Source organism: Pseudomonas sp. GD04015 (assembly GCF_029837675.1).
GTDB classification, from domain to species: Bacteria; Pseudomonadota; Gammaproteobacteria; order Pseudomonadales; family Pseudomonadaceae; genus Aquipseudomonas; species Aquipseudomonas paralcaligenes.
Genome location: NZ_JAOEEE010000008.1, coordinates 39001 through 64058 on the forward strand (window position 1 = coordinate 39001; position 25058 = coordinate 64058).

Consider the following 25058-nt stretch of genomic DNA (forward strand, 5'->3'; position numbering starts at 1 on the left):
CCTCGCCGGAAAACCATCTCAAGAGGCTCCTTCGGGAGCCTCTCTTTTTTATAAGTCCATAGAAAACAACCGGATAAGGATGGTTTCAGCGCTTGGCACGGTGTTTGCTGAATGGCAGGTAACAGAGTCATTGGCGGCGGAAAGCCGTCCTGCGGAGCAAACCATGGACAAGATGCTGTACATCTCCATGACCGGTGCCAGCCAGAACACCATGGCCCAGCGCGCCCATGCGAACAACCTGGCCAACATCTCCACCACCGGTTTCCATCGCGACTACGAGCAGGCGCGTTCCATGCCCGTGTTCGGCGAGAGCTACCCGGCGCGGGTCTACGCCATGAGCGAGCGCCCGGCCACCGACTTCACCCCCGGTTCGCTGCAGGAGACCGGCCGCGACATGGACGTGGCCATCGAGGGGCAGGGCTGGATCGCGGTGCAGGCACCCGATGGCGGCGAGGCCTACGTGCGCACCGCCAGCCTGCAGATCGACGCCCTGGGCCAGCTGCGCACCGGCAACGGTTTGCCGGTGCTGGGCAATGGCGGGCCGATCGCCGTGCCGCCGGAGCAGAAGGTCGAGATCGGCCAGGACGGCACCATCAGCATCCGTGCCCTCGGCGAGGCGCCGAACGTGATGGCGGAGGTGGACCGCATCAAGCTGGTCAACCCGGACCCCAGGACCATGGAGAAGGGCACCGATGGCCTGATCCGGGTCAAGGGCGCGACCGAGCCGGTGGCAGCGGAGGCCAATGTCCGCCTCACCTCGGGCTTTCTCGAATCGAGCAACGTCAACGCCGTCGAGGAAATGACCGCGATGCTCTCGCTGTCCCGCCAGTTCGAACTGCACGTGAAGATGATGCGCACCGCCGAAGACGGCGCGTCGGCCATGGCACGGGTCATGCAACTCAGCTAATCACCAACGCGAAGCGCCATGAATCCGGCGCTCGAGGAGAACGAATATGCTTCCTGCCCTCTGGGTTGCCAAGACAGGCCTGTCCGCCCAGGACATGAATCTGACCACCATCTCCAACAACCTGGCCAACGTCTCGACCACCGGCTTCAAGCGCGACCGCGCCGAGTTCGAGGACCTCCTGTACCAGATCCGCCGCCAGCCCGGCGGCCAGTCCAGCCAGGACAGCGAGCTGCCCACCGGCCTGCAGTTGGGTACCGGTGTGCGCGTCGTCGGCACCCAGAAGATCTTCACCGCCGGCAGCCTGCAGACCACCGAGCAGCCGCTGGACCTGGCGGTCAACGGCCGCGGCTTCTTCCAGATCCTGATGCCGGACGGCACCGTCGGCTATACCCGCGACGGCAGTTTCCACTTGGATTCCGACGGCCAGATTGTCACCTCCAGCGGCTTCCCGCTGGAGCCGGCCATCGTCCTGCCGGCCGAGGTACAGACCTTCACCGTCGGCGAGGATGGCACCGTGTCGGTGACCACCGCCGGCAACCCCGCCGCCCAGGTGATCGGCAACATCCAGACCTCCGACTTCGTCAACCCGGCGGGCCTGCAGGCGATCGGCAACAACCTGTTCCTGGAGACCGCTTCCAGCGGCGCGCCGCAGGTCGGCACGCCGGGCCTGACCGGCCTGGGCACCGTGCTGCAGAACACCCTGGAGAACTCCAACGTCAGCGTGGTGGAGGAACTGGTCAACATGATCACCACCCAGCGCGCCTACGAGATGAACTCCAAGGTGATCTCCACCTCGGACCAGATGCTCTCGTTCATCACGCAGAACCTTTGATAGCGGGCGCCCCGGCGCCGCAACCCGCAACATGAACGCCGTGAGGTAAGTGGTTGTGAACCGGCTGCTGATTCTTCTTCCCCTGCTGGGCAGCGTGGTCCTGACCGGCTGCGTCGCGCCCGCGCCCAAGCCGGACGACCCCTATTACGCGCCGGTGCTGCCGCGTACCCCGCTGCCGGCGGCGCAGAGCAACGGCGCGATCTACCAGGCCGGCTTCGAGACCAACCTGTACGGCGACCGCAAGGCCTACCGGGTCGGCGACATCATCACCATCACCCTCAGCGAGCGCACCCAGGCCAGCAAGTCGGCGGGCTCGGACATGTCGAAGAACAGCAGCGCCAACCTCGGCCTGACCTCGCTGTTCGGCGGCGCCGTCTCGGTCGGCAACTCCAACGCCGGCATCAACCCGCTCAAGGCCGATGACCTGAGCCTGGACGTCGGCTACAGCGGCACCCGCGCCACCAAGGGCGACTCGGGAGCCAACCAGAGCAACAGCCTATCCGGCTCGATCACCGTCACCGTCGCCGAGGTGCTGCCCAACGGCATCCTGGCCGTGCGCGGCGAGAAGTGGCTGACCCTGAACACCGGCGACGAGCTGGTGCGCATCGCCGGGATGATCCGCGCCGACGACATCGCCACCGACAACACCGTGTCCTCGACCCGCGTGGCCAATGCCCGCATCACCTACTCGGGCACCGGCGCCTTCGCCGATGCCAGTCAGCCGGGGTGGTTCGACCGGTTCTTCATGAGCCCGTTGTTCCCGTTCTGAGCAGGTAGCCGACCATGAAAAGACTGATTTCCGTTTTCTGCCTGCTGCTCGCCGCGAGCGCCGTGCAGGCCGAGCGCCTGAAGGACCTGGCGAGCATCCAGGGTGTGCGCACCAACCAGCTGATCGGCTACGGTCTGGTGGTGGGTCTCAACGGCACCGGCGACCAGACCACCCAGACGCCGTTCACCCTGCAGACCTTCAACAACATGCTGGCCCAGTTCGGCATCAAGGTGCCGGCCGGCAGCGGCAACGTGCAGCTGAAGAACGTCGCCGCCGTGTCGGTGCATGCCGAGCTGCCTCCGTTCGCCAAGCCGGGGCAGACCCTGGACGTGACCATCTCCTCGATCGGCAACTCGAAGAGCCTGCGTGGCGGCAGCCTGCTGATGACGCCGATGAAGGGGATCGATGGCAACGTCTACGCCATCGCCCAGGGCAACCTGGTGGTCGGCGGCTTCGACGCTACCGGCGGCGACGGCTCGCGCATCACCGTCAACGTACCGTCGGCCGGGCGCATTCCCGCCGGCGCCACCGTCGAGCGGCCGGTGCCGAGCGGCTTCGACCAGGGCAACAGCCTGACTCTTAACCTCAACCGTCCGGATTTCACCACCGCGAAGAACATCGTCGACCAGATCAACGGCCTGCTCGGCCCGGGCGTGGCCCAGGCCCTCGACGGCGGCTCGATCCGCGTCAGCGCGCCGCTGGACCCGAACCAGCGGGTGGATTACCTGGCGATGCTGGAGAACATGCAGATCGAGGCCGGCAAGGCGGCGGCCAAGGTCATCATCAACTCGCGCACCGGCACCATCGTGATCGGCCAGGACGTCAAGGTGCAGCCGGCGGCGGTGACCCACGGCAGCCTGACCGTCACCATCACCGAAGACCCCATCGTCAGCCAGCCCAACGCGCTGGCCGGCGGACAGACCGCCGTGGTGCCGCGCTCGCGCGTGGATGCCCAGCAGGAAGCCAAGCCGATGTTCAAGTTCGGTCCCGGCACCTCTCTGGACGAGATCGTGCGTGCGGTCAACCAGGTGGGGGCCGCGCCTTCCGACCTGATGGCCATCCTCGAGGCGCTGAAGCAGGCGGGAGCCCTGCAGGCCGACCTGATCGTGATCTGAGGGTGACGACCATGGATTCCAGACTCGCAGCCGGACTCGACAACGGCGCCTACACCGACCTGAACCGGCTCAACCAGTTCAAGGTCGGCGGCGACACTGAGGGCAACATCAAGAAGGTCGCCCAGGAGTTCGAATCGCTGTTCCTCAACGAAATGATGAAGTCCATGCGCAAGGCGAACGAAGTGTTCGGCGAAGACAACTTCATGAACAGCAACGAGAGCAAGACCTACCAGGACATGCACGACCAGCAGCTGGCCGTGACCCTGTCGAAGAACAATGGCGGCATCGGCCTGGCCTCGGTGCTGGAGCGCCAGCTCAGCCAGATGAAGAGCGGTCCCAAGCGGGTCAACCCCTTCGCCCAGGTCGAGTCGCCCAACGCCACTGCCCGTGCCGGCGCATTCAAGCCGGCGGGCGAGGGCGGCGCTGCTCGCGACGACTCGGCGCTGCTCAACCAGCGCCGCCTGAGCCTGCCGAGCAAACTCACCGATCGCCTGCTGGCCGGCATCGTGCCCGCCACCGAGGCGCAGCCGCTGGCCGGCAGCGACTGGGTGCCGGCCCAGGCCAGCGCGGTGGCCGACGGCAAGCCGCTGGGGCTGAACGACAGCGCGGCCGTCAGCGGCCGCAGCGTGGCCCAGCCGCCGCTGGCCAAGGGCAAGTCCGCTTTCGCCTCGGCGGCGGAGTTCGTCCAGACCATGCTGCCGCTGGCCGAGGAGGCCGCGCAGAAGATCGGCGTCGATGCCCGCTACCTGGTCGCCCAGGCCGCGCTGGAAACCGGCTGGGGCAAGTCCATCATCCGCCAGGCCGACGGCTCCAGCAGTCACAACCTGTTCGGCATCAAGGCCCACGGCGGCTGGCAGGGTGAGTCGGCCCGCGTGCTGACCACCGAATACAAGGGTGGCGAGGCGGTCAAGGAGGCGGCTTCCTTCCGCGCCTACGACTCGTACCGGCAGAGCTTCAACGACTACGTGAGCTTCCTCCAGGGCAACGGCCGTTACCAGGAAGCCCTGGCCGTCACTGACAAGCCCGAGAGTTTCGTGCGCGAGCTGCAGCAGGCGGGGTACGCCACCGATCCCCAGTACGCCCGCAAAATCTCGCAGATCGCCCGGCAGATGCAGACCTACCAGGCTGTGGCCGCCGCCGACAGCCCGACCACAAGGACCTGAGAGCTGAATCATGGCTGACCTGTTGAACATCGGCCTGTCCGGCCTTGCCGCGTACAAGACGTCGCTGGCGGTCACCGGCCACAACATCACCAACGTCAACACCCCGGGCTACTCCCGGCAGGACGCGGTGCAGGCCACGCGCGTCCCGCAGTTCAGCGGCGCCGGCTACATCGGCTCGGGCACCACGCTGGTCGACGTGCGGCGCATCTACAACGAATTCCTCACCACCCAGGTGCGTTCCAGCACGGCGCTGAACAGCGACGTGTCCGCCTACCTGAGCCAGATCAACCAGCTCGACTCCCTGCTGGCGGGCAGCACCACCGGTATCACCCCGGGCCTGCAGAAGGTCTTCGCGGCCCTGCAGACCGCCGCGGAAGACCCGGCCAACATCCCCGCGCGGCAGCTCGCGCTGTCCGAGGCGGAAGGCCTGGCCAAGCGCTTCAACACCGTCTACGACCGGCTCTACGAACAGAACGCGTTCATCAACAAGCAGCTCTCGGCGGTGACCGACCAGGTCAACCAGCTAGCCACCTCCATCGCCGGCTACAACGACGCCATCGCCGTGGCCCAGGCCAACGGCAACCAGCCCAATGACCTGCTGGACGCCCGCGACGAGGCGGTGCGCAAGCTCTCCGAGTTCATCGGCGTCACCGTGGTACCGCAGGAGGGCAGCGGCTACAACATCTTCATCGGCTCCGGGCAGCCGCTGGTGGTGGGCGCCAAGGCGTCGCGCCTGGAGGTGGTGCCCGGGCAGTCGGACCCGCTGCGCAGCGAGATCCAGTTCATCAGCGGCAACTCCCGGCAGAACGTCACCTCGCTGATCACCGGCGGCGAGATGGGCGGCCTGATCCGCTACCGCCAGGATGTACTGGATACGTCGCTGAACTCGGTGGGCCGTCTGGCGCTGTCGATCACCGACCAGATCAACCGCCAGCTGGGGCAGGGGCTGGACCTCAATGGCCAGTTCGGCAACGAGCTGTTCCGTCCGCTCAACGATCCGCTGCTGCTGTCCCAGCGCAGCCTGGCGCGAGTGGGCAACAGCGATCCGCTGGCCAATCTCAACGTCAGCATCACCGACACCACCCGGCTGACCACCAGCGACTACGAGGTGGAGTTCACCAGCGCCACCGAATACGTGGTGCGGCGGACGTCCGACGGCACCCTGTTCCCGCCGACCCCGGGCACCTTCGACATCACCACGGTGCCGGCGCCCGAGGTGGACGGTTTCTCCCTCGGCGTGGCGACCGGCACCTTCGCCGCGGGCGATCGCTTCATGGTGATGCCGACCCGCAATGCCGGCAGCCACATGCGCGCCGACATGAAGAACCCGGAGGAGCTGGCCTTCGCCGCGCCGCTGAAGGCAGAGACCAGTCCGGCCAATATCGGGACCGGGAAGATCACCCAGCCCACGCTGCTCACCGAGATCGACATCTACGATCCGGCCGCCCAGGCCGACCTGGAAACCAGTCTGCGCAACGCGCCGCCGCTGCGCATCGTCATGGGCGCCGGCGGTGGTTCGACCCAGAGCTACGATGTGGTGGACATCAACGGCAACGTGATCGATACCGGCACCATCGTGCCGGGGCAGAACAACGCCATCACCATCAGCGTGCCGGCTTCGGCCGGGCCTCCACCGGTGCCGAGCGCCTTCGACTACGAGGTGACCATCAGCGGGCGACCGGAGGCGGGTGACAATTTCTCGGTGTCGTTCAACACCAACGGGGTGTCGGACAACCGCAACGCGCTGAAACTGGTCGACCTGCAGAACAAGGCCGTGATCGGCGTCAATCCGCTGGCGCCGGACACCACCGGGGCGAGCTTCACCGATTCCTATGGCGACCTGGTCGAGCGGGTGGGAACGCTTACCAGCCAGGCGCGCGTCGACAGCGAGGCCACCGGGGCGATCCTCAAGCAGGCGACCGACAACCGCGACTCGGTGTCGGCGGTGAACCTGGACGAGGAGGCCGCCAAGCTCATCCAGTTCGAACAGTACTACCAGGCATCCGCGCAAATCATTCAAGTTGCGCGTAGTCTGTTCGATACGCTGATCAACTCGTTCTGACGAGCTTTCGCCAGGGCCGGGAGGCCAGACCATGGTAATGCGCATTTCTTCCATCCAGGCATTCAACAACGGCGTGTCCGGCCTGGGTCGCAACTATGCCAACCTGATCCGCACCCAGGAGCAGATCAGCAGCGGCAACCGAATTCTCACTCCCGCGGACGACCCCGTGGCCTCGGTGCGTCTGCTGCAGCTGGAGCAGCAGCAGGCCGTGCTCGGCCAGTACAAGGACAACCTGACCGCGGCGAAGAACAGCCTGACCCAGGAGGAGACCACCCTCGACTCCGTCAACACCGTCCTGCAGCGCGTGCGCGAACTGGCGGTGCGCGCGGGCGGCGGTACGCTGTCGGCCGATGACCGCAAGTCCATCGCCAAAGAGCTGGAGCAGCGCGAGGCCGAGCTGCTCAACCTGATGAACAGCCGCAACGCCCGTGGCGAGTACCTGTTCAGCGGCTTTCTCGGCAAGAATGCGCCGTTCGTCCGTAATCCGGACGGCACCTACTCCTATTTCGGTGACGAAGGGCAGCGCAGCCTGCAGGTGGCCAGTTCCACCAATGTGGCGATCAACGACAACGGCAAGCGCCTCTTCGAAGAGGTGAGCAACGCCAACCGGGTGCAGGGTACCGGGGGCGTCAACAATCCGGCCCTGCCGACGCCGCCCTTGCCGGCGACCACCATTCCCGCCGTGCCTGCCAGCGACCAGCGGGTGTTCGTGTCTCCGGGGCTGGTCGAGGACAATCGGGCGTTCAATGCCGACTTCCGCAGCGGCGAGCCATATTCGCTGACGTTCGTCAGCGGCAAGGAATTCCGCATCTACGATGCCTCGGGCGCCGACGTCACCTCGGAAATACCCGGAGGTGGGCAGATCGACCCGCTGGTGAGCGGTGGCAACGCCATCAACTTCCGCGGCATGCGCTTCCAGCTCGACGTGGTGCTGAAGGATGGCGACAACGCCATGGACCTGGACAACCTGCTGGCCGATACCGCCACACCGGGCACCCCGGGGATCGGCACCCACAGCTTCACCCTGCAGTCCGCACCCACCGAGTTCGCGGTGACGCGCTCCTCCACCAACGCATCGGCTGCGGTGATCTCCGGCGGCAGCGTGGTCAACCAGACGGTGTTCAACAGCCAGTTCCCCACCTCGGGTGTGGTGCTGAAGTTCACCGACGACACCAATTTCGAGGTCTACGCCCAGCCGATGGGGCCGAACAGCCCCGTGCTGGCCACCGGCACGGCGGCGGGCCCGTATCCGTCGAACTTCACGGTCTATGGCGCCGAATTCAGCATGTCCGGCCCGGCCAGCGCCGCGGGCGGCGACGAATTCGTCGTGCAGCCGCAGTTCCAGGAACAGCGCAGCATCCTCAACACCATCTCCCGTCTGCGCCAGGCGCTGGAGTCCTCGCCTACCTCGCCGGCCGGCAACCTGGCCATCCGCGACGAAGTGGCGATCGCCCTGAAGAACCTGGACAATGGTATGGGCAGCGTGCTGGAAGTGCAGACGGAGATCGGCGCGCGGCTCAACCTGATCGACACCACCGAGGTCGACAACGAGGACGTCACGCTGGTGAACAAGGCCGTGCAGGCCGACCTGCGCGAGCTGGACTACGCCGAAGCGCTGTCGCGCCTGTCGTTCCAGACCATCATTCTCGAGGCGGCGCAGCAGAGCTACGTGAAGATCGCGGGGCTGAACCTGTTCAACCAGCTGCGCTGAAGTCTTTCCGGGCTTCGCCTGGCTTTTCCGCTGCTCAGGCGCCCGCGTTGCGCGGGTAGGGGAGGCAGGAGGGAGAGGGCGATGCCTCTCCCGTGCCGGGGCTCAGTCGAGCAGTTCGGGGGGAATGTTGCCGCCGTTGTCGGCCAGTTTCTGCAGCACGGTCTTGTGCAGCCAGATGTTCATCTGTGCCGAATCGCCCATCTTCTCCGCGGGGCAGCCCAGTTCGGTCGCCAGTTCCTTGCGCGCGGTCAGGCTGCTGTCTATGCCGAGCAGCTTGAGCAGGTCGACGATCGACGTCTTCCAGTTGAGTTTTTCCGGATGCTTGGCGGCTAGGTCCTCCAGCTTGCTCGTCACATCCACCGCACTCACTGCTTGCGGTGCCGACTGCGGTGCCGAATCGGCAGGGGGCGCAGCAGGCGCCTCGGCGGCTTCCGCCTTGGTGCCGAAGCCGAGTACGTCGAGTATCTTTCCGAAAAGGCTCATGGAACGGTTCCTTGTGTGTGATACGGGACCCGTAGCATAGACCATGATGGCGCCTGGCAGGGCGTTTCAGGCGTGTCATCGTTTGTGCGAATTTGCGCAGGTGACTTCTGTAAGTCGAGCCACTAGAATGCTCGCCTTTGATTCTGGGGCCGGAACGCCCGGCCATGTCTGTGCAACGAGGAATATCCATGCAAGTTTCTGTTGAAAGCACCTCCGCTCTCGAGCGCCGCATGACCATCGGCGTGCCTGCCGAGCGCATCGAGACCGAAGTGACCAAGCGTCTGCAACAGACTGCCCGTCGTGCCAAGATCCCTGGCTTCCGTCCTGGCAAGGTGCCGATGAACGTCATCCGCCAGCGCTATGAAGACTCCGCCCGTCAGGAAGCCCTGGGCGACCTGATCCAGGCCACCTTCTACGAAGCCATCGTCGAGCAGAAGCTGAACCCGGCCGGCGCTCCGTCCGTCGAGCCCAAGACCTTCGAGAAGGGCAAGGACCTCGAGTACATCGCCACCTTCGAAGTATTCCCGGAAATCCAGCTGGCCGGTTTCGACGGCATCGCGGTCGAGCGCCTGCAGGCCGAGGTGAATGATGCTGACCTCGACAACATGCTGGAAATCCTGCGCAAGCAGAACACCCGTTTCGAGGTTGTCGAGCGTGCCGCCGAGAACGGCGATCAGCTGAGCATCGACTTCGTCGGCAAGATCGACGGCGAAGCCTTCGCCGGCGGCACCGCCAAGGGCACCTCGCTGGTGCTGGGCTCCGGCCGCATGATCCCGGGCTTCGAGGATGGCCTGGTCGGCGCCAAGGCGGGTGAAGAGCGTGTGGTCACCCCGACCTTCCCGGACGACTATCAGAATCTGGACCTGGCCGGCAAGACTGCCGAGTTCACCATCACCGTCAACAGCGTGTCCGCCCCGCAACTGCCGGAGCTGAACGACGACTTCTTCGCCCTGTTCGGCATCTCCGAAGGCGGCCTGGAAGGCTTCCGCGCCGAAGTACGCAAGAACATGGAGCGCGAACTGCGCCAGGCTATCAAGACCAAGGTCAAGAACCAGGTGATGGAAGGCCTGCTGGCCGCCAACCCGGTGGAAGTGCCGAAGGCCCTGATCGGCAACGAAGTCAACCGTCTGCGCGTGCAGGCCGTCCAGCAGTTCGGTGGCAACATCAAGCCGGACCAACTGCCGGCCGAGCTGTTCGAAGAGCAGGCCAAGCGCCGCGTCGTGCTGGGCCTGATCGTCGCCGAAGTGGTCAAGCAGAGCGAACTGAAGGCCGATGAGGCGCGCGTTCGCGAGCTGATCGAGGAAATGGCCTCCGCCTATCAGGAGCCGCAGCAGGTCGTGGCCTGGTACTACAAGAACGACCAGCAACTGAACGAAGTGCGTTCGGTTGTACTGGAAGAACAAGTTGTAGATACTGTCCTGCAGAAGGCCAGCGTGACCGATAAAGCGGTCTCCTACGAAGAAGCGGTCAAGCCGGCGGAAACCCCGCAAGCTGCCTGATCCCTCGCCTCGTTCGAGCACAACCATAAGCCAGCCTTCGCGCTGGCTTATGCGTCTTTAGAGACATGACTATTAGGGAGAGATCGCTAGACATGTCGCATCATTCTTTCATGAACACCATGCCTGACATCCAAGCCGCCGGCGGCCTCGTGCCGATGGTGATCGAGCAGTCCGCTCGCGGCGAACGCGCCTACGACATCTACTCCCGTCTGCTAAAGGAGCGGGTGATCTTCCTGGTCGGCCAGGTCGAGGACTACATGGCCAACCTGGTCGTGGCCCAGCTGCTATTCCTCGAAGCCGAGAACCCGGACAAGGACATCCACCTGTACATCAACTCGCCGGGCGGTTCGGTGACCGCCGGCATGTCGATCTACGACACCATGCAGTTCATCAAGCCCGACGTGTCCACCATCTGCATCGGCCAGGCCTGCAGCATGGGTGCGTTGCTGCTGGCTGGCGGCGCCGCCGGCAAGCGCTACTGCCTGCCGCATTCGCGCATGATGATCCACCAGCCGCTGGGCGGCTTCCAGGGCCAGGCCTCGGACATCGAGATCCACGCCCGCGAGATCCTCACTATCCGCGAGCGCCTGAACAAGATCCTGGCCGACCACTGCAAGCAGCCCATCGACGTGATCGCCCGCGATACCGACCGCGACAACTTCATGAGCGGCGAGGAAGCGGTCAAGTATGGCCTCATCGACCAGGTCCTGAACAAGCGCCAACTGGCCGTATGACCTGCGCCACAGCGTAGCGGCCGGACATATCCGGCCGTCCCGCAGGGTTGAAAATGCCCGCAATTGCCTTCATCTTGTGTTTCATGCCTACCGTATTGGATCGATCGAATGACTGACACCCGCAACGGCGAGGACAACGGCAAGCTGCTCTACTGCTCTTTCTGCGGCAAAAGCCAGCACGAAGTGCGCAAGCTGATCGCCGGCCCCTCGGTCTTTATCTGCGACGAGTGCGTCGACCTGTGCAACGACATCATCCGCGAGGAGGTGCAGGAAGCCCAGGCCGAGAGCAGCGCTCACAAGTTGCCCGCGCCCAAGGAAATCAGCGGCATCCTGGATCAGTACGTGATCGGTCAGGAACGTGCCAAGAAGGTGCTGTCCGTAGCCGTTTACAACCACTACAAGCGCCTCAATCAGCGCGACAAGAAAGACGATGTCGAGCTGGGCAAGAGCAACATCCTGCTCATCGGCCCGACCGGCTCCGGCAAGACCCTGCTGGCCGAGACCCTGGCGCGCCTGCTCAACGTACCCTTCACCATCGCCGACGCCACCACCCTGACCGAGGCCGGTTACGTGGGCGAGGACGTCGAGAACATCATCCAGAAGCTGCTGCAGAAGTGCGACTACGACGTCGAGAAGGCCCAGATGGGCATCGTCTACATCGACGAAATCGACAAGATCTCGCGCAAGTCGGACAACCCGTCCATCACCCGCGACGTGTCGGGCGAGGGCGTGCAGCAGGCGCTGCTCAAGCTGATCGAGGGCACCGTCGCCTCGGTTCCGCCGCAGGGTGGCCGCAAGCATCCGCAACAGGAGTTCCTGCAGGTCGACACCCGCAACATCCTGTTCATCTGCGGTGGTGCCTTCGCCGGTCTGGAGAAGGTCATCCAGGCGCGTTCGACCAAGGGTGGCATCGGTTTCAATGCCGAGGTTCGCAGCCAGGATCTGGGCAAGCGGGTCGGCGAGGCGCTGCGTGAGGTCGAGCCGGACGATCTGGTCAAGTTCGGCCTGATTCCGGAGTTCGTCGGCCGCCTGCCGGTCATCGCCACCCTCGACGAGCTGGACGAGGCGGCGCTGATGCAGATCCTCACCGAGCCGAAGAACGCGCTGACCAAGCAGTACGGCAAGCTGTTCGAGATGGAAGGCGTGGACCTGGAGTTCCGTGCCGACGCGCTCAAGGCCGTGGCCAACAAGGCGCTGGAGCGCAAGACCGGTGCCCGTGGCCTGCGTTCGATCCTCGAGGGCGTTTTGCTCGACACCATGTACGACATTCCCTCGCAGAGCGACGTCAGCAAGGTGGTGATCGACGAAAGCGTGATCGAAGGCAGTTCGAAGCCGCTGCTGATCTACGAAAGCAGCGAGCCGCCGGCCAAGGCTGCGCCGGACGTATGACGTCTGCAAGTCGTTGAAACAAAGGGCCCTGCGGGGCCCTTTGCTTTTCCGACGTTCTCGCTTGTTTTTTCCAGGGGGCGGCCCCATCTTAGGTCCAAGGGTACTCCCGTCCGTTTACGGCCGAATGGCCGCCGTAGAGCTGAAATCATGAAGACAACCATCGAATTGCCTCTCCTGCCGCTGCGTGATGTGGTGGTCTACCCACACATGGTCATCCCGCTGTTCGTCGGTCGCGAGAAGTCCATCGAGGCTCTGGAGGCCGCGATGTCCGGCGACAAGCAGATCCTCCTGCTGGCACAGCGCAACCCGGCGGACGACGACCCGGGAGAGGAGGCGCTCTACCGCATGGGCACGGTGGCCACCGTACTGCAGCTGCTCAAGCTGCCCGACGGCACGGTCAAGGTGCTGGTCGAGGGCGAGCAGCGCGGCGCCATCCAGAAATTCATCGAAGTGGACGGTCACTGCCGCGCCGAGGTGCAGCTGCTCGACGAGACCGAGGTCGCCGAGCGCGAGTCGGAAGTCTTCACCCGCAGCCTGCTCAGCCAGTTCGAGCAGTACGTGCAGCTGGGCAAGAAGGTGCCGGCCGAAGTCCTGTCTTCGCTGAACAGCATCGACGAGCCGGCGCGCCTGGTGGATACCATGGCCGCCCACATGGTGCTGAAGATCGAGCAGAAGCAGGAAATCCTCGAAATCACCGGCTTGGCCGAGCGTGTTGAGCACGTGCTGGCCCTGCTGGATGCCGAAATCGACCTGCTGCAGGTCGAGAAGCGCATCCGCGGCCGGGTCAAGAAGCAGATGGAGCGCAGCCAGCGCGAGTACTACCTGAATGAGCAGATGAAGGCCATTCAGAAGGAACTGGGCGACATAGACGAAGGCCACAACGAGCTCGACGAGCTGAAGAAGCGTATCGAGAACGCCGGCCTGACCAAGGAAGCCCATGCCAAGGCCAATGCCGAGCTGAACAAGCTCAAGCAGATGTCGCCGATGTCGGCCGAGGCCACGGTCGTGCGCTCCTACATCGACTGGCTGACCAACGTGCCGTGGAAGGCCGAGAGCAAGGTGCGCCTGGACCTGGCCCGTGCCGAGGACATCCTGGAGGCCGACCACTTCGGTCTGGAAGAGGTGAAGGAGCGCATCCTCGAGTACCTCGCCGTGCAGAAGCGGGTGAAGAAGCTCAAGGGCCCGGTGCTCTGCCTGGTCGGCCCGCCCGGCGTGGGCAAGACCTCGCTGGCCGAGTCCATCGCCCGCGCCACCAACCGCAAGTTCGTGCGCATGGCCTTGGGCGGCGTGCGCGACGAGGCCGAGATCCGTGGTCATCGCCGTACCTACATCGGCTCCATGCCCGGCCGCCTGATCCAGAAGCTGACCAAGGTCGGCGTGCGCAACCCGCTGTTCCTGCTCGACGAGATCGACAAGATGGGCAGCGACATGCGTGGCGATCCGGCCTCGGCCCTGCTGGAGGTGCTGGACCCGGAGCAGAACCACAATTTCAACGACCATTACCTGGAGGTCGACTACGACCTCTCGGACGTGATGTTCATCTGCACCGCCAACTCCATGAACATCCCCGGGCCGCTGCTCGACCGCATGGAGGTCATCCGCCTGCCGGGCTACACCGAGGACGAGAAGGTCAACATCGCCATCAAGTACCTGACGCCCAAGCAGGTCCAGGCCAACGGCCTGAAGAAAGGCGAACTCGAGTTCGAGGAAGCGGCGATTCGCGACATCATCCGCTACTACACCCGCGAGGCGGGCGTGCGCAGCCTGGAGCGGCAGATTTCCAAGGTCTGCCGCAAGGTGGTCAAGGAGCACGCCAAGGAGAAGCGCATCAAGGTATTGGTCTCCGCCGATTCGCTCGAGCATTACCTGGGTGTGCGCCGCCATCGCTTCGGCCTGGCCGAGCAGCAGGATCAGATCGGCCAGGTCACCGGGCTCGCCTGGACCCAGGTCGGCGGCGAGCTGCTGACCATCGAGACCGCCGTGGTGCCAGGCAAGGGGCAGCTGATCAAGACCGGTTCGCTGGGTGACGTGATGGCCGAATCGATGACGGCGGCGCTGACCGTCGTGCGCAGCCGGGCCAAGAGCCTCGGCATCGCCCCGGACTTCCACGAGAAACGCGACGTGCACATTCACATGCCCGAAGGCGCCACGCCGAAGGATGGTCCGAGCGCGGGCATCGGTTTGTGCACTGCCCTGGTGTCCGCACTGACGCAGATTCCGGTACGGGCCGACGTGGCGATGACCGGTGAGATCACCCTGAGGGGGCAGGTGCTCGCGATCGGTGGTCTCAAGGAAAAACTCCTGGCCGCCCATCGGGGTGGAATCAAGACCGTGATCATCCCGGAAGAGAATGTTCGCGATCTCAAGGAAATTCCGGAAAATATTAAGCAGGACCTGACCATTAAGCCGGTTAAATGGATTGACGAGGTCCTGCAAATTGCGCTGCAATACGCCCCGGAGCCCTTGCCCGATGCGGCTCCCGAGATGGTTGCAAAGGATGACACTCGCGAGACTGATTCCAAGGAGCGAATCAGCACGCATTAGGCCGAAGGCTTCCTTGACACTTTTTTCGAGCCCTTGTTATAAAGCGGCTCTTATGTGTCGGCAGGCCCTTCAGCACCCGCTTTGCTTACACCAAAACTAAGAAACAAACTCAACAGAAATAAGGGGACTTAAGAGTGAACAAGTCGGAACTGATTGATGCCATCGCCGCATCCGCTGATATCCCGAAAGCTGTTGCCGGCCGCGCGCTGGACGCAGTGATCGAATCCGTCACTGGCGCTCTGAAGGCTGGTGATTCTGTGGTGCTGGTTGGCTTCGGCACTTTCGCTGTCAAAGAGCGCGCTGCTCGTACCGGCCGTAACCCGCAAACCGGCAAGCCGATCAAGATCGCCGCTGCCAAGATTCCTGGCTTCAAGGCCGGCAAGGCTCTGAAAGACGCCGTAAACTAAGCGTCTCTCAGGCCTTTGCCTCATCGGTTCGGGCGAGCCCGGGCCGATGCGAAGCGGAGTCCATCCGCTAGATCAGTTATGAGAAGGCGCATCCTCGGATGCGCCTTTCTTTTATCCAGATTCACACCCGCGCTGCATGGCTGCTTGTTCAGTGCAGCCGTTTCGGGGGAAGCATGCTGCAGAACATCAGGGACAATTCCCAGGGCTGGATCGCCAAGACCATCATCGGCGTGATCGTCGTGCTCATGGCTCTGACCGGCTTCGACGCCATCATCCAGTCCACCAGCAACAGCCGCAACGCGGCATCGGTCAACGATCAAGACATCACCGTGGACAGCCTCAACTCGGCCATGGAGATGCAGCGCCGCCAACTGGCACAGCAGTTCGGCAAGGATTTCGATATCTCGCTGCTGGACGACAATCTGCTGCGCAAGTCCGCTCTGGACAATCTGATCGGACGCACGCTTCTCATCCAGGGCACCCAAGAGGCCGGCATGGGCATCTCCGATGCCGCGCTGGATCAGGTGATCCTCAAGGAGCCGGCTTTCCAGATCAACGGCAAGTTCGAGCCGGCCCGCTTCGACCAGGTGCTGCGCCAGCAGGGCATGACCCGCATCCAGTTCCGCGAGAGGCTGCGCGAGGACCTGATGGTGAGCCAGCTTCAGGCCACCCTGGCCGGCAGCAATTTCGTCACCGAGCCTGAGCTGCAGGACTTCGTGCGTTTGGATCGGCAGACCCGCGACTTCGCCACCCACACCATCGCGGCGGACCCGAAGGCTGTCGAGGTCACGGACGATGAGGTGAAGGCCTATTACGACGAGCATGCCGACCAGTTCATGAGCACCGAGAAGGTGGTGGTCGAGTACGTCGAGCTGAAGAAGGATCGCTTCTTCGCGGAAGCTCAGGCTAGCGACGCCGAGCTGCAGGAGCTGTATCAGAAGGAGATCGTCAACCTCGCCGAGCAGCGCCATGCGGCGCACATACTGGTGGAGGTGAACGACCAGCAGAACGAAGAGCAGGCCAAGGCCAAGCTCGAAGAGGCGGCTGAGCGCATCAAGAAGGGCGAGGACTTCGCCGCCGTGGCCAAGGAGGTTTCCCAGGATCCGGGTTCCGCCAGCAATGGTGGTGATCTGGGCTTCGCGGGACCGGGCGTGTACGACCCGGAGTTCGAGAAGTCCCTCTACGAGCTGAAGAAGGGCGAGGTATCGGCGCCCGTGCGCAGTGTGTTCGGCTGGCACCTGATCAAGCTGCTGGACGTGCAGGCTCCCGAGATTCCGAGCTTCGCCAGCCTGAAGGAGAAGCTGGAGCGTGACATCAAGACCCAGCAGGTGGAGCAGCGCTTCGTCGATGCCGCCAAGAAGCTGGAAGAGGCGAGCTTCGAGGCCTCCGATCTTTCCCAGCCTGCCCAGGAGCTGGGCCTGCAGGTACAGACCAGCGGCGCGTTCGGCCGCGAGGGTGGCGAAGGTATCGCGGCCAACCGTCAGGTCGTGCAGGCGGCTTTCAGCCCGGAAGTGCTGGAAGACGGTGCCAACAGCGGTGCCATCGAACTGGACCCGGACACCACCTTGGTCCTGCGCCTGAAAGAGCACAAGAAATCCGCGCTCATGCCACTGGAAGAGGTTTCCGCCGGCATTCATGAAAACCTGGCGCGCAAGAAAGCCGGTGAGGCCGCCAAGGCCGAGGGCGAGGCCATGGTGGCCGAGCTGGACAAGGCAGCCGTCAAGGACTGGAAGGTGGTCCAGGCTGCCACCCGCAACCAGGAGGGCGTCGAGCCCGAAGTGCTGCAGGCGCTGTTCCGCATGGCCAAGCCCGGCGAAGACGGCAAGCCGATCTACTCGGGCGTCAGCCTCGGCAACGGCGACTACGTGGTGGTGCGTCTGGACGGTATCGGCCAGACCAAGAGCGAGCTGAGCGAAGAGGAAAAGGCCAGCTACAGCCGCTTCCTGTCCTCGCGTGGTGGCCAGCAGGACTTCGCCGCCTACCGCCAGCAACTGCAGGAAAAGGCGGATATCGAGCGCTTCTGAGCTGATATCCCTTTCTTAGGGACGGAGCGAGCCGTGGCTCGTTTCAGCCCGTTTCTGATTCGCCTGCAAGGCGCGCTCAGGACGAAAAAGCCGACGAGTCTCTCGTCGGCTTTTTTGCTTCTGCGACCTATAGCCTTTTTCCCGGCATGAAAATCCTCCAGCACCAGTCAAACAGGGAGTGCGAGAGGAGTGCTGATTCATGCCTGCTATGCCATCTTTGGATAAGTTCGCTATGTTCTTATTCCGAGTAGTGCGGCATGGCTTTTGCTCTACTTGGAAAAAGGTCAATAAATTGTCAGCCTTCATGAACGACCAGGCATAACAATCATGAAAACAGTCATTCTGGCCGGCGGCTTGGGCACTCGCATCAGCGAGGAGTCCCACCTGCGGCCCAAGCCGATGATCGAGATAGGTGGCAAGCCGATCATCTGGCACATCATGAAGATCTACTCCCACTTCGGTATCAACGATTTCGTGATCTGCCTGGGCTACAAGGGCTACGTGATCAAGGAGTACTTCGCCAACTACTTCCTGCACATGTCCGACGTGACCTTCGACATGGCGGAAAACCGCATGCACATCCACAACCGTCACGCCGAGCCGTGGCGCGTGACCCTGGTCGATACCGGCGAGAGCACCGCCACTGGCGGACGCCTGAAGCGCGTGCGCGACTACATCGGCGATGAGACGTTCTGCCTGACCTACGGCGACGGCGTCTCCAACATCGACATCCCGCAGTTGATCGATTTCCATCGCAGCCACGGCAAACTGGCCACGGTGACCGCTGTGCAGCCTCCAGGGCGATACGGGGCTTTGGACGTGCAGGGGCAGCAGGTGCACGGTTTCCAGGAAAAGCCCCTGGGCGATGGCGGCTGGATCAATGGCGGATTCTTCGTGCTCGAGCCTGGCGTATTCGACTATATCGACGGGGACGACACGACCTGGGAGTACGAGCCGATGCGCCAACTGGCCGGGGAAGGCCAGCTGATGAGCCATCTGCACCGTGGCTTCTGGCAGCCGATGGATACCCTGCGTGATCGGGTTCTGCTCGAGGAGCGCTGGAAGAGCGGCGAGGCGGAATGGCAGCTATGGCGCTGAATCCGGCGTTCTGGGCGGGGCGCCGGGTCCTTCTCACCGGGCACACCGGCTTCAAGGGGGGCTGGCTGGCCTTGTGGCTGCGCGAGCTGGGGGCGCAGGTCCATGGCTATTCGCTGCCCGCCGCTACCACGCCATCGTTGTGGCAGGAAGCGCGGCTGATGGATGTGGTGCCCGGCACCCTGGCCGATGTTCGCGACGCCGAGACGCTGTCCCGGGCGGTCGCGCAGTTCCGCCCCGAGATCGTCCTGCACCTGGCCGCACAGGCGCTGGTACGCGAGTCCTACCGGACGCCGGCGGATACCTACGCGACTAACGTCATGGGCACGCTCAACCTGCTCGAGGCGGTGCGTCGTTGCGATTCGGTGCGCGCCGTCGTGGTGGTGACCAGCGACAAGTGCTACGAGAACCGCGAATGGCTGTGGCCGTACCGCGAACAGGACATCCTCGGCGGACACGACCCCTATAGCAGCAGCAAGGCCTGCACCGAGCTGCTCTGCGCCTCCTGGCGCGAATCCTTCCTGCGCGAGGCCGGCATCGCCCTGGCCACGGCCCGGGCGGGCAACGTACTCGGAGGGGGCGACTGGTCGGCCGACCGGCTGCTGCCCGATATCCTGCGCGCCTGGCAGGCGGAGCAGTCGCCGGTCCTGCGTTATCCCCAGGCGGTACGGCCCTGGCAGCATGTGCTGGAACCGCTCGGCGGCTACCTGCGCCTGGCACAGGCGCTGGTGGAGCAGGGCGACTCCGTGGCCTCGGCCTGGAACTTCGGACCCGATGCCGAGGGCCTGGTCAGTGTCGGCGAACTGGTCGAGCGGCTGGCCCGGCACTGGCCCGGCGAGGCGCGCTGGAGCATCGATGCCACGGCGCAGCCGCACGAGGCAGGCCTGCTCTCGCTGGACTCCACCAAGGCCCGCGTACAATTGGGCTGGCGACCGCGCTGGTCGCTGGAGCAGGCTCTCGCACGGACCCTCGACTGGCATCGGGCCTGGCAGGCTGGCGAAGACATGCAGACATTCAGCCGCGCACAGATCGCGGCCTATCAGGGCGAAACCCCATGAGCGAGCAGACGGCGCAGCAGTTGCGCCAGCAGATAGCCGAACTGGTGGGCCGCTATGCGGAACTGCAGCTGGCGCCAGCCCCGTTCGTTCCCGGCCAGGCTGTGGTGCCGCCTTCCGGCAAAGTGATCGGCGCCCCTGAACTGCAGGCCATGACCGAGGCCGTGCTGGACGGCTGGCTGACCACCGGGCGCTTCAACCAGGCGTTCGAGAAACGCCTGGCGCGCTACCTCGGCCGGCGCGGCGTGCTCACCGCCAACTCCGGCTCCTCGGCCAACCTGCTGGCCTTCTCGGCGCTGACCTCGCCGCGCCTGGGCGAGCGGGCGATCCGCAAGGGCGACGAAGTGATCGGCGTGGCCGCCGGCTTCCCGACGACGGTCAACCCGATCCTGCAGTTCGGCGCGGTGCCGGTGTTCGTCGACATCGAACTGGGCACCTACAACATCGACCCGGCCCTGATCGAGGCGGCCATCGGTCCGCGTACCAAGGCCATCATGCTCGCCCATACCCTGGGCAACCCTTTCAACCTCAAGGTGGTCCGCGAGTTGTGCGATCGCTACGGCCTGTGGCTGATCGAGGATTGCTGCGACGCCCTCGGCTCGACCTACGAAGGACGCCTGGTCGGCGGCTTCGGCGACCTCGGCACCCTGAGCTTTTACCCAGCGCACCACATCACCATGGGTGAGGGCGGCGCGGTGTTCACCGATTCGCCGCTGCTCAAGCGCATCGTCGAGTCCTTCCGCGACTGGGGCCGCGACTGCTACTGCGCGCCCGGCGAGGACAACACCTGCGGCAAGCGCTTCGGCTGGCAGCTGGGCGAGCTGCCGGCGGGCTACGACCACAAGTACACCTACTCGCACCTGGGCTACAACCTGAAGATCACCGACATGCAGGCCGCCTGCGCCCTGGCGCAGATGGACCGGCTCGACGACTTCATCGCTGCGCGCCGGCGCAACTTCGCCTGGCTCAGCGAGCGCCTGGCCGGCTGTGCCGATCAGCTGATCCTGCCGCACGCCACGCCGGGCAGCGAGCCGTCCTGGTTCGGCTTCCCGCTGACCCTGCGCGATGGCTGCGGCGTCGAGCGGCTCGGCCTGCTGCGCCACCTGGAGGAACAGAAGGTCGGCACCCGCCTGCTGTTCGCCGGCAACCTGACCCGCCAGCCCTACCTGCACGGCCTCGAGTACCGGGTTTCCGGCGAGCTGACGGTGACCGACAAGGTGATGCGGGACACCTTCTGGATCGGCCTCTGGCCCGGCCTGGGCGAGGATCACCTGGAGCATGCCGCGCGCAGCCTGGAAAGCTATCTGCGGAGGCTGCGCTGATGCGCGCCTACGTGCTCTGCGGCGGCTTCGGCACGCGCCTGCGCAGCGTGACGGACGCGCAGAAGGCGCTGGTGCCTGTGCATGGCGAGCCCTTCCTGGCGCGGGTGCTGCGCCAGCTGGGGCAGGCCGGCATCGACGAGGCGGTGCTGTGCGCCCACTATCGTGCCGACCAGTTGGCCGAACAACTTGACGCATTGGCCGCCGGTTCCGGACTGAGGCTGGAAATGGTGGTCGAGCGCGAGCCGCTGGGCACCGGCGGCGCCCTGCTCAACGCCCTGCGCGAGCGGCCGCCGCATGGCCGCTACCTGGCGCTCAACGCCGACACCTTCCTCGATCCGGAAGGCTACCGGCTGGCGGCCCAGGGCGAAGGCAACGCGCTGCTGGCCGTGCGGGTCGCCGACCGCAGCCGCTACGGCAGCCTGGCGCTGGATGCCGCGGGCCTGCTGGTCGCCCTGCGGGAAAAGGGGCAGGGTGGCGAGGGCCTGATCAACGCGGGTGTCTACGCTTTCACCCATGAGGCGTTCGCTGCCGTGCCCGTGCATGCCTGCTCGATGGAGCACGATCTGCTGCCGGCCTTGCTCGAACGGCAGCCGGTCAGGGTCATTGAGTACGCCGGGCGCTTCATCGACATCGGTACGCCGGAGTCGCTCGAACGCTACGCCAACGAATTCCACCCGGATGCTTCCTCATGAGCTTACTCGTGCAGACCCTCAGCATCGGCGAAGGCCAGAGCATCCTCGATGCGGTCAAGTGCATCGAGGCGGGCGATCTGCAGATCGCCTTCGTCGTCGCCGAGGATCGCCGCCTGCTCGGCGTGGTGACCAACGGCGACGTGCGCCGCCATCTGCTGCAGGGCGGGCACACCGATCTGCCGGTCACGGCCTGCATGAACCGCCAGTTCCGCGCGGTGCAGGCCGATGCGACGCGCGAGGAGCTGCTGAAGGTCTTCGACCTCGGCTACAACGCCATTCCCGGTGTGGACGAGCAGGGCCGCCTGGTCGAGGTGTACACCCGGCTGATGGCTGCCAGTGCGGAGGTGCCGGTGCTGGCCCGGGCCCGCGCGCCGGTGCGCATGAGCTTCTGCGGCGGCGGCGCGGACCTGACCTATTTCTTCATCGACCACCCGGCGGCGGTACTCAGTTGCACCGTGGGGCTGTACGCCCACGCCACCCTGGTGCCGCGCGACGATGAGCAGATCCGCATCTTCTCCGAGGACCTGGGGAACGAGGAGCACTACGCCTCCATCGCGGAACTGCTGGTTGCCGCCGACAAGAGTCTGCTGGCGACCATCGTGGCGGTGATCAAGCCCAAGTACGGCTTCGATCTGTACCTGCGCTCGGATTTCCCGGTGGGCTCCGGGCTGGGTGGTTCCTCGGCGGCCACGACCGCCACCATCGCGGCATTCAACGAGCTGCGCCAGGACCGCTGGAGCACCTACGAGATCGCCGAGCTGGCTTTCCAGGCGGAGCGCCTGTGTTTCGGCATCGCTGGCGGCTGGCAGGATCAGTACGCCTCGGCATTCGGCGGCTTCAACCTCATCGAGTTCGAGAACCAGCGCAACCTGGTCCATCCGATCCGCCTGGAGGATGCGATCCGCAACGAGCTGGAATCCTGCCTGGTGCTCTGTGACACGGGGATTTCCCACGATTCGGGGCGTCTGCATGAGTTGCAGCGCGAGGAGATCGAGGCTGAGTCGTCGCAGACCGAACTGCTCAGTGCCAGCGTGACCCTGTGCCGGCGCATGCACCGCTACCTGATCCGTGGCGAGCTGCGCGACTTCGGCAAGTGCCTGGACGAGGCGTGGCAGCTGAAGAAGCGCTTCTCCTCGGCGATCAGCCACGGTCGTCTCGACGACATCTATGACGCTGCCCTGGCGGCCGGTTCCCTCGGCGGCAAGCTGCTGGGCGCCGGCGGCGGTGGCTTCTTCCTCTTCTACGTGCAGCCGCAGCATCGGCAGCGGGTGGTGCAGACGGTGCGCACGCTGGGCTGCCATACCCAGAACTTCCGTTTCGAGTCCTGCGGTGTCACTTCATGGCGAATGAAAATCCAATGACTTCCATGCTTCTAGACGGCATTCCGGTGGGTGACGAACGTGTCTTCGTCATCGCCGAGGTGGGCAACAATCACAACGGCTCGCTGGCGCTGGCCCGACAGCTGGTGGATGCGGCGCTGGACGCCGGCGCGGACTGCGTGAAGTTCCAGCTGCGCAACCGCGAGGCGCTGTATCGGCGCAAGGCCGACGGTTCGCGCGCCGAGGACCTGGGGGTCGAATACATCCAGGACCTGCTGGACAAGGTCGAGCTGAGCCTCGACGAGCACCGCCAGCTGCGCGCCTATTGCGCGGAGAAGGGCATCAGCTACCTGTGCACGCCGTGGGACGAACCCAGCGTCGATGCCCTGGCGAGTTTCGATGTCGCGGCGCTGAAGATCGCCTCGGCCGATCTCTGCAATCCCTATCTGATCGCCAAGGCGGCCAGCCTTGGCAAGCCGCTGATCCTGTCCACCGGCATGTCCTTCGAGCACGAGATCGTGCGTGCCATCGAGCAGCTGAACGCGCTCGGGGTGCCCTTCGCCCTGCTGCATTGCAACAGTGCCTATCCGGCGCCGGAGGCCGATATCCAACTCGGCTACCTGCGTCGGCTGCAGGAACTGCACGGCCTGATCGGCTACTCGGGCCACGAGCGCGGCATCGCGATCACCCTCGGCGCCGTCGCGTTGGGCGCCAAGCTGGTGGAGCGGCATATCACCCTGGATCGCGGCATGGAGGGGCCGGACCACCTGGCCAGCCTGGAGCCACAAGAGTTCCGCCAACTGGTGGAGGGCATCCGGCAACTGGAACTGGCGCTGCCCTGGCAGGGCCCCGGGCGTCACGCCAGCCAGGGCGAGCTGCTCAACCGGGAGAATCTCGGCAAGAGCGTCATCGCGTCGCGCGACATCGCCCAGGGCACTGTCCTCGACGAGAGCATGCTGCGCGTGGCCAGTCCCGGCCAGGGGCTGCCGCCTTATCGGTTGCCCGAACTGCTGGGCAAGCCCGCGAGCCGCGATATCGCCCAAGGCGACTTTCTCTTCGACAGCGATCTCGACGAGCAGCAGCCGGAGGCCGCGCTTTCCTTCGCGCTGCCGATCCGCTGGGGCGTGCCGGTGCGCTATCACGACTTCCTCGACTACCGCCGGCGGATCGAGCCCGACCTGTACGAGTTCCACCTGTCGTACCGTGACCTCGGCCTCAAGCCGCAGCCTTTCCTGGCCGAGGTGGACTGCTCGCGTCTAGTCGTGCACGCCCCCGAGCTGTTCGAGAACAGCGAGTTGCTGGACCTGGCCTCGGATGATCCGGCCTATCGCCAGCGCTCCATCGACAACCTGCAGCGCGTGGTCGAGGCCACGCTGCAGATCGGCGAGTTCTTCCCCAGGGCCGATGCCCGGCTGATCGTCGCCAACATCGGCGGCTTCTCCGCCGACGAGCCGCGGCCGCTGGCGATGCGTCCGGAGCTGTACGAGCGTTTCCACGAGGCCTGCGCGCGTATCGACTTCGCCGGCACCGAGCTGATCCCGCAGAACATGGCACCGTTCCCCTGGCACTTCGGCGGCCAGCGCCACCAGAACATCTTCATGATGCCCGAGGAGCTGGCGGCCCAGGCCCGGGAGCATGACCTGCGCCTGTGCCTCGACCTGTCGCACCTGCAGATGACCTGCTTCCACTTCGGGCTCGATTTCCAGGCCGCGCTGGAGTTGCTGCTGCCCCATTCGGCACACCTGCACGTGGCCGATGCCAAGGGCACCAATGGCGAAGGCGTGCTGATGGGCACCGGCGATATCGACTGGCCCGCCACCTGGGCGCGTATCAGGAAGCACCCCCATGTCAGCTTCATTCCGGAAGTCTGGCAGGGGCACAAGGACCATGGAGCCGGTTTCTGGTCGGCTTTGACCTACTTGCAATCACTATGAGG

General features: G+C 64.8%; 20 protein-coding genes. 19 read left to right on the top strand and 1 reads right to left on the bottom strand.

The window, feature by feature from the left end; translation table 11 throughout:
• Window positions 1-163 precede the first annotated feature (163 nt).
• Genes flgF through N7640_RS09215 form a run of 7 tightly spaced genes read left to right on the top strand, consistent with a single transcriptional unit; the run spans window position 164 to window position 8559 of the window.
• Window positions 164-907, top strand: coding sequence for a flagellar basal-body rod protein FlgF (flgF, locus tag N7640_RS09185; RefSeq protein ID WP_279902277.1), 744 nt, complete (start codon window positions 164-166; stop codon window positions 905-907).
• Window positions 908-953: 46 nt separating this feature from the next.
• A complete protein-coding gene (flgG, locus tag N7640_RS09190) occupies window positions 954-1739 on the top strand; it encodes a flagellar basal-body rod protein FlgG (RefSeq protein WP_220813441.1) in 786 nt (261 codons plus the stop codon).
• A 55-nt stretch (window positions 1740-1794) separates the two neighbouring features.
• Window positions 1795-2508, top strand: a complete 714-nt coding sequence (gene flgH / locus N7640_RS09195; protein WP_279902276.1) for a flagellar basal body L-ring protein FlgH — start codon at window positions 1795-1797, stop codon at window positions 2506-2508.
• Between the two features lie 14 nt (window positions 2509-2522).
• Window positions 2523-3623 carry a flagellar basal body P-ring protein FlgI gene (locus N7640_RS09200; RefSeq protein ID WP_279902275.1) on the top strand — a complete coding sequence of 367 codons (1101 nt, stop codon included), beginning with the start codon at window positions 2523-2525 and terminating at the stop codon, window positions 3621-3623.
• A gap of 11 nt (window positions 3624-3634) precedes the next feature.
• Window positions 3635-4786 (top strand): flagellar assembly peptidoglycan hydrolase FlgJ, encoded by a 1152-nt coding sequence (gene flgJ / locus N7640_RS09205; RefSeq protein ID WP_279902274.1) that lies wholly within the window; start codon window positions 3635-3637, stop codon window positions 4784-4786.
• Window positions 4787-4796: 10 nt separating this feature from the next.
• Window positions 4797-6848, top strand: a complete 2052-nt coding sequence (gene flgK / locus N7640_RS09210) for a flagellar hook-associated protein FlgK (protein ID WP_220813437.1) — start codon at window positions 4797-4799, stop codon at window positions 6846-6848.
• 31 nt (window positions 6849-6879) lie between these two features.
• Window positions 6880-8559, top strand: coding sequence for a flagellar hook-associated protein 3 (locus N7640_RS09215; protein WP_262880143.1), 1680 nt, complete (start codon window positions 6880-6882; stop codon window positions 8557-8559).
• A gap of 102 nt (window positions 8560-8661) precedes the next feature.
• Here N7640_RS09215 and N7640_RS09220 read toward each other — a convergent pair whose 3' ends face one another.
• Window positions 8662-9042 carry a DUF3597 domain-containing protein gene (locus tag N7640_RS09220; protein ID WP_220813436.1) on the bottom strand — a complete coding sequence of 127 codons (381 nt, stop codon included), beginning with the start codon at window positions 9040-9042 and terminating at the stop codon, window positions 8662-8664.
• Window positions 9043-9230: 188 nt separating this feature from the next.
• Between N7640_RS09220 and tig the strand changes: the two genes are divergently transcribed.
• From tig to N7640_RS09280, 12 genes are all read left to right on the top strand, one after another.
• Window positions 9231-10541, top strand: a complete 1311-nt coding sequence (gene tig, locus N7640_RS09225; protein ID WP_279902273.1) for a trigger factor — start codon at window positions 9231-9233, stop codon at window positions 10539-10541.
• Between the two features lie 92 nt (window positions 10542-10633).
• Complete coding sequence (gene clpP, locus N7640_RS09230; RefSeq protein WP_220813434.1) at window positions 10634-11275, top strand: ATP-dependent Clp endopeptidase proteolytic subunit ClpP; 642 nt, start codon at window positions 10634-10636, stop codon at window positions 11273-11275.
• Between the two features lie 108 nt (window positions 11276-11383).
• Window positions 11384-12664: an ATP-dependent Clp protease ATP-binding subunit ClpX gene (gene clpX, locus N7640_RS09235; protein ID WP_220813433.1), complete on the top strand. Its 1281-nt coding sequence runs from the start codon at window positions 11384-11386 to the stop codon at window positions 12662-12664.
• 147 nt (window positions 12665-12811) lie between these two features.
• Entirely contained in the window at window positions 12812-15208 is a 2397-nt protein-coding gene (gene lon, locus N7640_RS09240) for an endopeptidase La (RefSeq protein ID WP_279902272.1), read from the top strand.
• A gap of 134 nt (window positions 15209-15342) precedes the next feature.
• A complete protein-coding gene (hupB, locus tag N7640_RS09245) occupies window positions 15343-15615 on the top strand; it encodes a nucleoid-associated protein HU-beta (RefSeq protein WP_003087931.1) in 273 nt (90 codons plus the stop codon).
• Between the two features lie 173 nt (window positions 15616-15788).
• Window positions 15789-17639, top strand: coding sequence for a SurA N-terminal domain-containing protein (locus tag N7640_RS09250; RefSeq protein WP_279902271.1), 1851 nt, complete (start codon window positions 15789-15791; stop codon window positions 17637-17639).
• Window positions 17640-17966: 327 nt separating this feature from the next.
• On the top strand, window positions 17967-18737 hold the full coding sequence (gene rfbF, locus N7640_RS09255) for a glucose-1-phosphate cytidylyltransferase (RefSeq protein ID WP_279902270.1): 771 nt from the start codon (window positions 17967-17969) through the stop codon (window positions 18735-18737).
• On the top strand, window positions 18728-19792 hold the full coding sequence (rfbG, locus tag N7640_RS09260) for a CDP-glucose 4,6-dehydratase (protein ID WP_279902269.1): 1065 nt from the start codon (window positions 18728-18730) through the stop codon (window positions 19790-19792). The genes rfbF and rfbG overlap by 10 nt, the downstream gene beginning before the upstream one ends.
• Window positions 19789-21111 carry a lipopolysaccharide biosynthesis protein RfbH gene (rfbH, locus tag N7640_RS09265; protein ID WP_279902268.1) on the top strand — a complete coding sequence of 441 codons (1323 nt, stop codon included), beginning with the start codon at window positions 19789-19791 and terminating at the stop codon, window positions 21109-21111. Before rfbG ends, rfbH begins: the two co-directional genes overlap by 4 nt.
• Entirely contained in the window at window positions 21111-21803 is a 693-nt protein-coding gene (locus N7640_RS09270) for a sugar phosphate nucleotidyltransferase (RefSeq protein WP_279902267.1), read from the top strand. Before rfbH ends, N7640_RS09270 begins: the two co-directional genes overlap by 1 nt.
• A complete protein-coding gene (locus N7640_RS09275; RefSeq protein ID WP_220813426.1) occupies window positions 21800-23164 on the top strand; it encodes a CBS domain-containing protein in 1365 nt (454 codons plus the stop codon). Before N7640_RS09270 ends, N7640_RS09275 begins: the two co-directional genes overlap by 4 nt.
• Complete coding sequence (locus N7640_RS09280) at window positions 23161-25056, top strand: N-acetylneuraminate synthase family protein (RefSeq protein ID WP_279902266.1); 1896 nt, start codon at window positions 23161-23163, stop codon at window positions 25054-25056. The genes N7640_RS09275 and N7640_RS09280 overlap by 4 nt, the downstream gene beginning before the upstream one ends.
• Window positions 25057-25058: the final 2 nt, after the last annotated feature.